Annotated in this window: 15 protein-coding genes; all 15 read right to left on the bottom strand. The window is 36.9% G+C overall.

Annotated elements, in window-relative coordinates; genetic code table 11:
* Positions 1–16: 16 nt before the first annotated feature.
* The 15 genes from HF197_RS06995 to HF197_RS06925 all read right to left on the bottom strand — a co-directional run bounded on the left by HF197_RS06995 (position 17) and on the right by HF197_RS06925 (position 13,636).
* The gene (locus HF197_RS06995) at positions 17–523 is read right to left on the bottom strand and encodes a phage major tail tube protein (protein ID WP_168464795.1); all 507 of its coding nucleotides are present in this window, start codon (positions 521–523) and stop codon (positions 17–19) included.
* 49 nt (positions 524–572) lie between these two features.
* Positions 573–1,772: a phage tail sheath subtilisin-like domain-containing protein gene (locus tag HF197_RS06990; RefSeq protein ID WP_168464794.1), complete on the bottom strand. Its 1,200-nt coding sequence runs from the start codon at positions 1,770–1,772 to the stop codon at positions 573–575.
* 138 nt (positions 1,773–1,910) lie between these two features.
* Positions 1,911–2,489: a hypothetical protein gene (locus HF197_RS06985; protein WP_168464971.1), complete on the bottom strand. Its 579-nt coding sequence runs from the start codon at positions 2,487–2,489 to the stop codon at positions 1,911–1,913.
* A 17-nt stretch (positions 2,490–2,506) separates the two neighbouring features.
* The gene (locus tag HF197_RS06980; protein ID WP_168464793.1) at positions 2,507–3,889 is read right to left on the bottom strand and encodes a hypothetical protein; all 1,383 of its coding nucleotides are present in this window, start codon (positions 3,887–3,889) and stop codon (positions 2,507–2,509) included.
* Positions 3,886–4,086: a hypothetical protein gene (locus HF197_RS06975; RefSeq protein ID WP_168464792.1), complete on the bottom strand. Its 201-nt coding sequence runs from the start codon at positions 4,084–4,086 to the stop codon at positions 3,886–3,888. Before HF197_RS06975 ends, HF197_RS06980 begins: the two co-directional genes overlap by 4 nt.
* 1 nt (position 4,087) lies before the next feature.
* Positions 4,088–5,290: a hypothetical protein gene (locus HF197_RS06970; RefSeq protein ID WP_168464791.1), complete on the bottom strand. Its 1,203-nt coding sequence runs from the start codon at positions 5,288–5,290 to the stop codon at positions 4,088–4,090.
* Positions 5,291–5,323: 33 nt separating this feature from the next.
* The gene (locus tag HF197_RS06965) at positions 5,324–7,273 is read right to left on the bottom strand and encodes a DUF4815 domain-containing protein (protein ID WP_168464790.1); all 1,950 of its coding nucleotides are present in this window, start codon (positions 7,271–7,273) and stop codon (positions 5,324–5,326) included.
* 26 nt (positions 7,274–7,299) lie between these two features.
* Entirely contained in the window at positions 7,300–7,983 is a 684-nt protein-coding gene (locus HF197_RS06960; protein ID WP_168464789.1) for a hypothetical protein, read from the bottom strand.
* 588 nt (positions 7,984–8,571) lie between these two features.
* Positions 8,572–9,084 (bottom strand): phage tail protein, encoded by a 513-nt coding sequence (locus tag HF197_RS06955; RefSeq protein ID WP_168464788.1) that lies wholly within the window; start codon positions 9,082–9,084, stop codon positions 8,572–8,574.
* 2 nt (positions 9,085–9,086) lie between these two features.
* Positions 9,087–9,395, bottom strand: coding sequence for a head-tail joining protein (locus HF197_RS06950; RefSeq protein ID WP_168464969.1), 309 nt, complete (start codon positions 9,393–9,395; stop codon positions 9,087–9,089).
* 92 nt (positions 9,396–9,487) lie between these two features.
* The gene (locus HF197_RS06945; RefSeq protein WP_168464787.1) at positions 9,488–10,492 is read right to left on the bottom strand and encodes a major capsid protein; all 1,005 of its coding nucleotides are present in this window, start codon (positions 10,490–10,492) and stop codon (positions 9,488–9,490) included.
* 2 nt (positions 10,493–10,494) lie between these two features.
* Positions 10,495–10,869 carry a head decoration protein gene (locus HF197_RS06940; protein ID WP_168464786.1) on the bottom strand — a complete coding sequence of 125 codons (375 nt, stop codon included), beginning with the start codon at positions 10,867–10,869 and terminating at the stop codon, positions 10,495–10,497.
* An 82-nt stretch (positions 10,870–10,951) separates the two neighbouring features.
* Positions 10,952–12,067 carry a S49 family peptidase gene (locus HF197_RS06935; RefSeq protein WP_168464785.1) on the bottom strand — a complete coding sequence of 372 codons (1,116 nt, stop codon included), beginning with the start codon at positions 12,065–12,067 and terminating at the stop codon, positions 10,952–10,954.
* A complete protein-coding gene (locus HF197_RS06930; protein WP_168464784.1) occupies positions 12,064–13,479 on the bottom strand; it encodes a phage portal protein in 1,416 nt (471 codons plus the stop codon). Before HF197_RS06930 ends, HF197_RS06935 begins: the two co-directional genes overlap by 4 nt.
* Positions 13,445–13,636, bottom strand: a complete 192-nt coding sequence (locus HF197_RS06925) for a hypothetical protein (protein ID WP_168464783.1) — start codon at positions 13,634–13,636, stop codon at positions 13,445–13,447. Before HF197_RS06925 ends, HF197_RS06930 begins: the two co-directional genes overlap by 35 nt.

Raw genomic sequence — 13,636 nt, 5'->3', positions numbered from 1 at the left:
AAATTTCAAATAAGTTTTAGATTCCAAGTACCGTTTGTAATAGAGCCATTTGATCAATACCGTTAATTCTCCGAATCATATTCTCGGCATCAATTTCGATGAGTTCATTGCCACTAATGGTTAATTTATAATAGTGAGCAGCAACGGAACATTTTAATGTAGCTTTCTCTCCAGGCTTCCAACTACCAAAGTCAAACTCTTTAAATATTCCCCTGAGATTAATAATTACTCCTTCGATATTATTGATACCACTACCTTGAAGACCTCCTCGAAGCGTCAGGGAAACAGAGTTGCCATTTATCAAACCAAAGAGTCTGAACAGCTCTGAATCATATTCAGAAAAAGTAAAGTCCGCTTCAAGCTTTTCCATCCCCATATCAATGCTAACAGGTATATCCATGCCTCCTGCGCGGTATTCCTCTGTTTTTATGGTAAGCTTTGGAAGAGTTATCTCATCAATACGACCTGCATAACCACGCCCATCAACGAATACATTAAAGTTCTTTAAGATTTTCGGTAACACGTTTTCTCCGATATATTAATATTGAAAAGATTTTATTTGGAAAGTTAAATTAAACTATTTTATTATTCACTAAATGAGACCTGAAAATGATCTGCTCAGCAGGGTATGGTGGTGTAAACTCAAAGTCAAAATACACTTTTCCACTGGCAATATTTGCTGGAGTATTGAGGTCTGGTGATGCATAGCATTTACCATCAAGAATAGCTCCTTGTGCTTTCAAATTTGCTAAGTACGAATTAACGCTTTCAACGACATCATCTATATAAGTTTTAGTAATATTACGATCAACTGCCCAAAGATGTGCTCTGAGTAGACTATCGTTAATAAGGTCTGCAGTGCGTCTCACCGATAAAAAAGCCCATTTATCATCACTTGAACATGTTCTATTTCCCCATAAACGATAACCCTTTTGATGAATAATTGTTGCAACTTCATTTTCATTTAAATAATTAGCACGACAATTTGCATCACCGAGTGTAAAGTCAACAGGACGACTAGTTCCAACAATACCATTAATCTCTTGGTTTGAGGGTGACCACCAGAATCCATGTTCATTATCTACTTTAGCAATTAAACCTGCAACAAATGGACTTGGTGGCAATATCTCTTCCTTTCCATCAACGAACACTTTCACCCATGGATCAACCACATAAACACGAGAACTACCAATACTTTTTCGCCATTTGATTGCTTCTTCATCATTGGTATTGGGACCATCTGCAACTATTATAGCTCTCAGCTTCTCTGCTACCGGGATTAATGCTGCAACCACTGGATTTTTGGGCTTTTCTTCGCTTGATTCTGTTTCAGGCAATTGATGAGTGAAACCGGCGCTAATCAGGATTCTTGGGGCAACATGTATTATACTCTCACTGCTGAGGAAAGCCTCTATCCCTTGATATTCTCCAGTTTCTTGATCAACTCCACCGATGATATTTTTAACTGTTTCATCTTCTTTTAGCTTCGTATCACTATTTTCACCTTCTTCAATGCGAATCACTACAACTGTCGCACCAATTTGTGAAAAGATTGAGCTTATTGCAGATGGAAGTGTTCCTTTTTTCCCAAGTTTTGCTGCTTCTTTTAGGCTTCCAGCTATAAGAACTGGTTTATTTAGTGGAAATTTTTCTTCATCGGCTTCAGGCGCAGTTCCAATAATACCAATTACTGATGATTTACTTGTTCTGATTGTTTTTGGTCCTGCAGTTATTTCAATAACGTTCACACCATGGAGAAATTTTTCTGTCATTTTTCCTATAACTTTGCTAGAGAGATTTGTTGTTTAAAATTGTTTGAGAAATTTTCTAATCTTTTCGCCTTTTGCTACTTGGCCTATAGAAGAATTTTTGCTAGAGGTTCTTTAATTTGGAAATCTTTCTTTTTATCTTTATAAATTAGCTAGAGAATTTTCTATCTCTTGTTCAAAATGCTTAAGAAAATTTTGCAGTTCTTCTTGAATTGTTGCTTGCTTTATCTTTTGTTTTGCTAAATCTTCTAATTCTTCACATTTTGCTATTGCTTTTACTGCTTTCTTTGCCTTTTCTTGAATAAGTTTTGCCATTCCAATTACTGAAATAGAACGGACTTTTGCTAAAGGCTCAATAATCTCTACATCTTTATTGCTTAAGGGTTGTTTTTCTTCTTCAGACTTCAAAATATTTTCCGCTGCTTTTGCTTGCACTTCATATGATTTCGCTTTTGCATGCGAATAACCTGCGTACCGATTTGCATAGCGATTGAAATACATATTAAGGCAATGAAGAGCACAAAGCTTCGCATGATCAAGTAGCTCTCTTTGAATATCCTCTTTACTCCTTTCAACAATTTTCCCTCCTTGAGTTAAACAATAACTTTTCTGCCAGTCAAAATTCTCTGGCGCTTTCTGCCATCCAACTCCTTCTGGTTGTTTTTCTAGAGTCGTCGTTTCAATTTGTTTGTGATCTTTAAAGCGAATATAAATGGGCATATTTTTACCTCCGACCTTTATTGCCAAATTTGGTAAGTCTCCTGTAAACCTGGACATTGCCAAGCTCTAAGTGTTCTTTCTACATCAACTTCTAGTCCTGTGCTTAAAAAGTTGTTACGTATGTTATAAATCCCCCACTGAATAAATTGGCTATAGATATATACATCACCTGAAAGCATACCTTCACTAATTTTTCTTTGGGAATCCAGACAAGATGATGTATGAAGTAAAACTACAACAGTTTTTCCTGCTGGAATTTCTATATATCCAGATGCAGTAAATTCGCTACTATAATTCGTGTATTTGTAAGCACTTTTCCATGCTATTCTTGAAATTCTTGACTTATTATCATTAGTGTTATCAGGAGTCCCCACAAGTAATTCAGCTTTTGCATCACCTCCTGCTGATCCAAGAAAGTTTATTGTCCTTCTTATATTCTGGTTGGTTGTATTTTTTACAAATATTACTCCAAGTGCAGCATATGGGTAGTAGTATATATAATCACGATTACTCGAAAAACTGTTTGTGTATAGCTCTCCGTAAATAAATGTACCGTTACTTCCCTCTATAAAACACAACTGCCTTGGCCGATAAAAACTAACGTAACTTGTATCGTATGTATGAGTGCCTGCAAGTAACTGTAATATATAATCTGTTTTTGTGACATCACGGCTCCACTCTCCAAATTCACTAGTGGAAATTCCATGACCAAAGTAGTTATTTTGCCTACTGAGTACTCCAAATATGAAGGGTATTGAACCTGGCTCAACCATATTTCTGTTTTTTACTTCTCTCATAATTGATGACCCACTTGGCACATCATTCACAGCACGAAAACCTTCTACTACATCTGTAAGAGCATCTTTATGATCATTGCCAATACTATTTATTGCCGCAATATTAGTATCTTTTCTCGTGTCAAGTAGTGATACATATGAATCTGAAGATGCTTTTAAAGTATCCAAGGTATTAGTTTTTAGCGTATTGATCTCATTCACAGACTCTTTCTTTACTGCAGTGATGGACGATATTGAACTTGTCTTATTAGTCTCTATATCATTTAAGTGCGACCTTGCAGCGCTTAGAAGTTCTTTCAGCTTTTCATCACTCATCTGTAAAATATCAGATACTGCACTCTTATCCACTATTGATTCCAATGCTTTAGCAAGATATGCTACCTGGTCAGGTGTACTATTTGCTGCTAAATCTTTAATTTTCTTCTGTAGCACATCAATTATCTCTTTTACTTCAGTCATTTGCACAACATTGGAAATAGCTTTTTTATCTATTATCGATTCCAGTGATTTAGCAAGATATGCTAGTTGATCTGGTGTACTATTTTCTGCTAAGGTTCTAATCCTCTTATGTAAAGCGTTAATCGCATCTTGAGTTACGGTCATTTATTGCTCCATAAATTCAAAAAAGTTTCAAAGCTAAATCTTTCAAAATTATTCTTTAGTTGGTTATGTTCATCTTCTCTTTTTGTAATATCTTTATCTACCTTCTCAATTGTTGTGCGAATACGAACCACATCCTTAGCAGCAATATTCTCTGGATGCGGTAAAAAATATCCTCGTTTTGTTTTATCTTCTGGCATTTTAGGTGACAATTACTCTTAGATTTTTCACTTTAGGGCGATAAAGCACTGTTCCACTCAGAACTAATTTTACTCTTGTCTCATTGGCATTAAAGTTTGTCAGCACGTGAGTACGCTCCACCCAATTGTCTCCGATCGGTTTTCCTGATGTTAAATTCACCAGTTGCCATTCTTCTTTCTCTTTTTCAGCCTGCACATAAGCTTTAACATCTGCAGTACCAGGAATAATAGCATCATAGGTAATTGTGATTTTAGCGCTTGGACCTGCAGTAATGCTTCTGGTTATGTAGTCTGCGGTTTCTCCAATATTGCCAAGCACTACTTGTATTCCTGGATAAAGCACTGGACTTCTTTTTTCTGACCCCTTCAGCACTACTTTTACTGTAAGTTCCTCTGAGAGCCTTGAACGAAGCGCCAGTGGTAAATTATCAGATAGAAAATGTTCTTCTCCTTGGGTATCTGTTAAAGCAAATTCAGCGTTGGTATCAAAACCTGCTTTTTCCACGTTTGCCAGCACAATAAGGTCTGAAGTATTGTTGCTAGTTACTTTGCCAAGATTAATGGTGTGAAAAAATTCAGTAAATTTTGCAGCAAGTAGTCGAAAAGTGAGGTCAAAATTTTGATGTGGAGTCCAAGTAGCAGCGTTGCTTGATGAAAGTAATACTCCAACTTGATAAGGCTGACTTGTAACCCAACGGCTGTTTACCGCATCATATTTGCCAAGCTCTGCTATTTTTACTGCAGTATTTGCATCATCGGTAAGTAAAACCAGAGCATACTCTCTGCCAGCTTCACAAAAAACCGGAGACCAAACAACACGTGTTGCTGTACCATTTATATTAACCCTCTCTGACTCAACAAAACTCTCAGCAATAACAGTATGTGAAGGAACACCGATAACTGTTTCTCTGATTTGTACAGCAACACGTTTTGAGCCTTTATTCGTAAACCATAAATCAACTCCTCCAATATGCCTATTTTCGTATAAAGTAAATGTTTGGGCTAAAGGATCAACACGTTTGCTGGAAAAAACTCTTCTTCGTTCTTCTACGTTAATAGTTTTTTTACCAGTATAAGTTGCTTCACCGTAACTGCCTTTATCACCAAAGAATTGAACAAGTTTAGTACCGGCTGGAATATTACTTGGTACAGTAAATCTTCCTTTTATTTTTCCTTTATTATCGGCTATAAATGCTGAATCCATATTTTCTCAGAACGTGTGTTTTCTATATATTTTCTAAATTTGAGGTTGAATATTTACTCCATCAAATTTTAACTCCTTAAGTTTTTCACCAACTGCAAAGCCTTCAACCTCAAAGTTTTGGGTTGCTTCTCTCATAAATTCAGCATTTTTTGATGTAGTTGATAAAAGCTCAGAAGTCTCTGAATTCATTGTAGTATTAAACTCCCTGGTTACTGAACTTGACCAATTAGTTTTTACTTCCGTATAGTGATCAACATTCATATTAATAGTAACTTTGGCTGGAATGGGATCAAAAGCTTGATAGGGATTAATTTTCATCTCTGTTGTTTGCAAAAGTTGTTCAAGCACTGGCTCAAGTGCATAGGGAAGTAGTTGAGGTATTTTTCCACTATTAATATCAACTACTGTAGCATTAATTGGCAGAATCAATTCCCTATTTACAATTGCTGCAGTCTGCGTTATTCCCTGGTCACGCATATCATCGTCAAAGAATGGATCAACAAATACTCCTTTTTTAGTGGTAGGATCTCTTGAATTTGCATCATTTTTAAGACGCTCCTGTGCCACTAGAGAATATAGATCACTAATCCCTTTTTTCATGCTTTCCAGATCATTCATCGGAACAGCGTGAATAGCATTATTTGTCACTTTCGGTTTTTCATTCCACTCTTGATAGATGTGAGCGAGAGAAAGTTGTCCGGGTGGTGCTTTAGGCATTGATGGTTGCCAAGAGTGGGAAATTCCTTTTATTCTTCTGACCGTACCCTTTGCGTCTATTGTGATCAAATCATAGCGTGGCATTTTCCAAGTGTAATCAACAAGGACGAGTGTTCCGTCAACTGCTCCTTTAACTGTGCACCCTTGCTCATTAATATCTGCAGGAGCAGCATAAGTACGACAGCGATAAGTTATTTGATAACTGCTTCCAGGTGATGGTTCTTTTCCTGAGAGTCCCCAATCAACATCTCCTGATTTGAGTTTATAATCAGTACTATTTTCATAAATAACATTACCTTGCTTAATTTGAATAATTTCCAGTATTGCAGAATCAGGTATCGGATCAACAGCTCCAGAGTAAGAACCATGAGTAATGGTAATAGTTTTTTGTACTGTAATATCTACTTTTTTAATTTCTTTAATTGGAAAATCATTAACTTTAAGCTCCATTGTTTTTTGGTTGTTTGGCTGAAAAGTATGTGGCTCTGATTCAACTGCTTTTATGTCAGGATCCTCATCAAAGTAAACTCGTAAACTGTGGGGAAGTTCAATTTCATAACCATCAACATGAGCTTTTCCCTCGTTTACCACAAAAACCTGTTTTTTTCCCATTTTTTCCACTTTTCCCTCGCCTTCTTCAGTGTGTAAAAACATTACTTCAAGACCTTCTACAACATAAGAACCGTTAGCTTCACGGTCATAACGAGCAAGAGCAGTAGTCACTAAATTGGCCTGAGGCGGTGCAGAGTGCTGAATTAATATTCCGTTTTCAACATTATAGATTGGGTAAAACTCTCCATTTGCAGAGCTAGGCGAAACACCTTCAGCTTGATAACCCCAAGTAATAGTGCTTTTAAGTCTTGCAGCACCAACTTCTTGATAATTACGAGTACCGACAGCAGGGTCACGAAGCGCACTATCCTCTAGCTCTGTAATAGTTGATTCAGCGTAGTAAACACCTATGCGTACTGTAGTATTAATAGGAATAGTAAACTCTGCTTGCTCCACACCTCTAACTGACCCACGAAGGTAGATTTTGCCTGCTTCAAGTGTGGTTTTACCAGTTTCCGTGTCTATTATACAGTCGCTTCCTGTTATAACATCACCATCACGAAATATTGCATCGCCTATTCCTTTGAGCTTGGAAAGAGCGTAATCTTGCATTTCATTTAATTCTGCAGATTGTAGTCCTCTACCAGCCAAGAATAAACTTCGTTCGTACTTTTTATCAGGATTAAAGCGGTTATAATAACTGTTCAATGTCATTTGTCTTACTTTTTCAAAATATTTAGTTAGAATGTTATAACAAAAGAAAATGTTTCTCTTGTAGCAGCAGTCCTGATAAGCGGCACAGTGTGTTCTAAGACCAATAAAATTCCATGATCTTCAATATCCTGTGGCTCAAAATATCTCTGTCCAGGTGGCAATTCTTCTTTTATCCTTGTACCAACCATAACTCCAAGCTCTCTTATCACTTGATTCGCTGCATTCAAGAAATCGAAGCTACATTTAAGATAGAGATTATTGGTTGGTACACTTGATGGTTTAAACCGACCTGTAGGAGTTATAAGCTCGCCATTCTCATCACCTGTGCAGAAAAGAACTTCATCAATAACGCGCCTTCCGAGTTCATTAAGCAGCTTTGCTGAAGTTATATGTTCTGGTGGTGTACTTTGAGTATACTCTAATGCTACTATATTACTTTCTACAATAGAGCTATTTTCTACTCGTTTAATTACACCTGTATTACTATCAACTATATAGTCAGCATTAGGTTCATAGACCTTTGCACCTTGAAAGAGCTTAACATTCTTGATAGGGTGGTGATCGAGAGTTAATATGCCATTAGTAAAAGTTTTTTCTACTTTATGGCTACTTTCCCAGTTAGAGTCACCTGAGCCCCAAGCAAGATGAAGAGACTGCTCCTTTATACTAGCTGCAATTGCTGCTCTACCTGACTGTGTGAGAATTGACATAACTAATGCTCTATAATATATATACAAGTGAAATTGGCAATGTGTCTAAAAAAAACAAAATTTTTTTTATTAACATACTTATGCTATAATTAGCATGATATAATTTTTACAATTAACAGTGTACAATTTGCAGTTACAGATTAAGGGTAATCTTATCTACATCAACGATATCATGGTTATTAGCCGATCATCTAGGTTACAACTTAAGATCTTTCATATACTATTTGCACAATTTCTGTATGATATCAAGGATGGGCTGCCTACTGATCGATATACATTTCTCAATCTTGAACAGTTGGCAGAACGTCTGGGTATCAACACACAGACTATCTATGATCTTGAAAGAAAAGTCAGAAGACCACTCAATAGAATGCGAAGAGCGATAAAGGATCAATTAGCTAAATCAGGAATTTCAATTGATAATAATGATATCATAGAATGCAGTGGTTGGCCTGGATATTTCCATAAACAAAGTGGATATCGCATAAATCCTCATTACTGTAAAATATTTTTTATTAAGACCTGATGAGAAAACTTTTGACAGAGTTTTTGTTTGCTTTAAGTCTTTCCAAAATTTTGTCATGTCTTTTAAATATAATTAAGTTCACGGTGGAAAAATTTCTCAAACACTTTCTCAACCTCTTGAGTCACAAGCTCTTTTATTATTTTTGACGCCTCAGGTTCTAATGGCAGCAAAATCTCATCAATTGGTAAAGACGTTCTACCCCTGCGCTTAAAAATTCCTGTATGACCGCTTTTCATCGTTGCTATGAATGCACCTTGGAACATACGGCTTCCTACCTTAGCTCCTATCATTGTCTGTCTCATAGAGCCTAATTTGCCTACCTTTATCCCATAAAGACTTGCTTTCACTAATGCATTTACAGAGCTTTTACTTGCCTTAATTATTCGTAGTCTTTTCCTAATCAAACTCTGCTTTATTTGCTTTTCTTGACTGATTTCTTTGCTGGCCTGTACTTTTAACCACAGAGCCGTTTTGTTTAAGGCTTTCATTGCTGCTGATTCTACCTTAGCCTTACTAGCATTAACATCTTGAATAACTTTATCAATACTATGATCAACTTCAATGTTAAGAAACATTTCTAGACCTCCATTGCTGTAATTTCCCATAAGTTATTTGAAGAACCTTTCAGTGGTGGCTCAAAAATCTTATAGTACTTACCATCAATTTTAATATAATCTCCTACACTAAGGAACCCAATATCCTGAGTGCGTATTTCTATGGAAGCAATTTGCTGAGTGAATTTTCCATCTGCACCTAAAGAATACGCGCTATCTGGACGTTTTACCAAAGCTTTAATTTTACAAATTGGCTGCTTGTTTTGGTTACAGTATACAACTTCTACACCTAAGTGCTCAAAACAATCAGTAAATAATTTCAATATATTCATCCTTGCTTTGATCATATTTTATACTAAAATTAGTATATGCTCCAGGCGTTGCCTTGCCTTATTAGTGTGCCTGGGGCAATTTCTTAACACGTTTACACTGAAACGAGTTTTACCAGCACTCCAGGTCTATGGCACATTGGCAGGGGGTTTGATTGAGTATGAAGGTCCGTTCCTCTATCAAATCTCCTTGGCTCTTGTTTTGCATAAAGTGGTTGTCCGAGTGTATTTACTGTCTCATTAAAGTCTGCTGGAGCAAAGTAAGTTGTAAATGTATTTACTGTTCCAAATGGGAAACAATGTCCGGTGTCTTTCTCAATAAATCTTCTGACATTTCCATCCATGTCTGTTGCTTGTCCTCTATACTCCTCAAATGTAATACCACAGAACGTAAATCCTGACCTCATATCATTTCGAAGCGCTGCTCCTTCTTGCCATCTCTCATATGCTTCTTTTACTTTTGCATGTGATGTTAAAGCATCGAAAAATTCAGGACTGACTAATGCATGAATTCTTTCCATATATTCACCACTCAAACTATCTTCAATATGGCGGAGTACTTCCATGCATTTTCTTTTTACATCGGTTGTTGCAGTGCCAAGTGCAAAATTTACTACTTTTGGAGTAATACCAAACTCATTGTAGAGGTTTAAGAGTTCAGAGCCATCTGCATCTAAAATTATCCCTTTTAAAGCTCCCATACGTAAATGCTCCAGTGTTATTGCATGTTTATTGCGCATTGACTGTAGATGATCAGTGACAACATCAGCAAGCGCTACAAGTTCGTTTTCTGAGCCAAAGCTACGTATTCCTTGAACTTCCTCTGGCAAAACGACATCATCATGGGGAATATGTGGAATTGTAAAAGTTCTTACCTTTCTCTTTCCACGCTTTCCAACCGTTGCTGGTGCTCCTGGCGCTTGTGTTGGAAGCAGTGCTAAAACACCGTTTTGCTCTTCAATAGTAATGTGCCGGAATCTTACAGACTTACTTGGAAATAGATTTAAACTTTCAGTTCGACCAAAATTAATCGGTAATATGTTGATTGCAGCAGTTAGCGCTGTCATGTTAAATGCTGGATTTGAAAATGGATTTTGCATAGTTAAACTCCCTTACGAATGATAATGCCACGGGTTTCAAGTTGTTTTATTGCTGCTGTTTTTTGATCTTCAAGAATACCAGGTGGCCAAACAATAGCATGATCAGCTAGCAAGGCTATTCTGGTAATTACTACCGCTTTGGTGTTTTCTGCTTTTGCATCTACATCGCCTGTAACAACACCAATGGCAGTTTGTGTACCATCTGTTGCAGTTGGATTTAGTGCTCTAATTAAATCATCATCTGTTTTTCTACTAACAACAGCTCCTAAGCTAAGATTTTGCCCTTTTGCTACAGTTATTTGATCTCGTGAGTATAGGTTAGATGCCTCATATTTTAAGAGGTCACCAAGATTGTTCTGTTCAGTTATACAAGGCATGTTTTTTCTCCTAATTAATTGATTGTTTTACCGCTGCGTTTGTAACGACTATATTCCGCGGTATAAAAATATAGCCTTGTAATTATGCACTCTGGCGGGCTTTAGCTGCTTGCATCAGTAGATCTTCTGATGAGTTTTGTGGTAATGCACTAAAAATTTCGGCTTTTGTTGTTCGCTCTGCGAGTAGCCCTATTAAAATTTCCTGTGCTTGTTTGCTACTTACACCCTGCTCAATAAATTCTGGTATTTTCTCTGGCATTTTTGATAAATTACATAAACGTATCACCTCTAAGACTTCGCTGCGGCAGTTGTCATAACCAAGTTTTTTACCTTGATCAATCAAATCATTAGGGTTTACCGATTGTTTGATATGTTGTTCTTCAACTTTAGTAATAGTTTGTTCAGTCATACTCCCTCTGTTTTTATTAATAAATTTAAACTCCGAAAAAATTGTAATTTCATCTGCAAGACCAATTTCAATTGCATTTTGCCCGAAATAAAGTCCTGCTTCTGTAGATTTGACAGTTTTTATGGAAAGATTTCTATTCCGTGCTATAAGTTCAACTAGCATTCCATATAAGCGATTTACTTCTTCCTGTAAGCTTTCCAAACTCTCAGAAGTTATTGGCTCATGTGGATTTAAATCATTCTTGCGATTTCCAGCAAAAACTGTTGTATACTTAATACCTTGTTTCTCATCAAACCCACTTTGATCAATGTGACTTGCAATTACCCCAATACTGCCAACTCCTGAAGTACGAGTGAGAAAAACCTTTTCAGCGCTTGAAGCAATTGCATAAGCAGCAGAATAAGCATCATCATTAGCTATTGCTATTATTTTCTTTTCTTTCGACCTTCTTGCTTCATAAATAAAATCAGCCAGGTCAAATAAACCGCTTACTTCTCCACCTGGACTATCTATATCAAGTAGAATAGTTTCTACCTTATCATTTCCCAACGCTTCCTCTATTTGAAAGCGAATCCTTTCATATGACGTCATGCCTAAAATATCGTCAAAAGTTCCAGGGTTTTTGGTTAGAATTCCATAAATTGGTATAATTGCTACTCCTTTTAAGCTTATAGTATTATGCTTTAAGTTTTTAAAGTTTGCTTGCTTTCCGCTATATAAAGATAGTAGTTCAAAACTTCTTGTTTCTACCATCATTGGCTTATTTAGCCATACTGCTTGTTTTGTCATGATTTTTGTTGTGTACTCCTTGTATCCGAGTCAAAAAATAGGTTGAAAGAATCAGCACGCTTTTGGTCTTCAGCTATTTCTTGATCAATTTCTTCAGCATCATAACCCATTTCTGAAATTACTTCTGAGCGACTTTTAAAACCATTTCTTACTGCCATTTGCTGTGCTTGTTGGTCTTTTAGTGGATCTACCCAATCAAACCCTTGTGGTATCCACTTTACATCTTTGAAATTCTCTGTTTTTTTATTCATAGGAAGCTTGCCAGATAAAGTAGCAAGTTCTAGCCATCTTTCCCATACAGGCCTGCAAAATTGAAATATCATAATATTATGTTGTAACATTGCACATCTTCTGCGAAATTCTATTAGCCCTGCTCTAATTGATGAGTAGTTGACATTAGTTAAATCTCCTGTTAGCTGCTCATAAGTTATTCCTATACCGATTGCTATGGCCCTTAATTGCTGCCTCATAAATGCTTCGTAACTTCCTCCCACATCTGATGGCTCTGAAAATTTTATGTCTTCTCCTGGATCAAGTAATTGCATAGTTCCAGGTTCTAAGCCTGATAAAGCTACCCCATGCTCATCTGATTCATTCTCCCCCATTATATTTGCTTCTGGATCAAGCCTGGTGATAAACCCAGCAAACATTGCCGCAGTCTTTTTCCTGACTAATTCTGCATCATCGTACTGATCAAGCTCGTAGAGTTTTAAAAGTACTGAACTGAGCCACGGTTCTCCTCTGATTTGCCCAGGTCTGAGTGGTTTATAAACGTGCAAAACATCACTTGCTGGCACACGTACCGATTCTCCAATTAAATTCTCTCCTGGGTGCTCTCTAAATAAGTAATACGCCTCTCTCTGCCCAAGTCTGTTAAACTCAATACCGTTACGAATTACATTACCATTTGCTAAAGCTTGAGTGGTTTTATTATCCAAATGCTCTGATTCTAAAACCTGAAGTTGCAAAGGAACAGAAAATCCATCTTCAGGTTTACGAGTCCTTAAACGAACAAAACATTCTCCACCTTCAACCATGCTTCTACATACTAGAGCCTGCAACCCATAAAAATCGCTTATATTATTGCTATCCGCCTCATCGGTCCACTGCAGCCATAGCTCTTGAACTCTTTTTCTGAATTCTGCATCTTTGGCTTTTGATTGCGGTTTTATTCCCGTTCCAACGCAATTGCTAACTACCGTATCAATAATACTTGCAGCATACGGATTTTTTCGAACCATATCTCGAGAGCGACTGCGTAAAGTTTCAAGGTTACTCACAAGCAAGCTATTTATACCACTTCTCTCTGGCTGCCAATACGTTAATCTCCTTCCAGAACCAGATGAATCCCAAGCAGAACTTCTGGTTTTTGGCAGCCTATTTAACAGTTGTTTGATCGATTTTATCCACATTTCTTTGCCATTTTATTTTTGAATTTTTAGATACTTCAGCCTCTATCTCCTCTAAAGAGGGACGCTTGCCATTTGCTTTAGTACGGCTCGCCATAATATAGCTCTTTAAGTACTCTAAAAATTCACACTCCTCCTCTTCTTCATCAATCTTTTTCAT

This window comes from Wolbachia endosymbiont of Ctenocephalides felis wCfeT, from assembly GCF_012277295.1.
In the GTDB taxonomy this organism is placed as follows: Bacteria; Pseudomonadota; Alphaproteobacteria; order Rickettsiales; family Anaplasmataceae; genus Wolbachia.
This window is presented reverse-complemented; position numbering and strand designations above follow the sequence as displayed.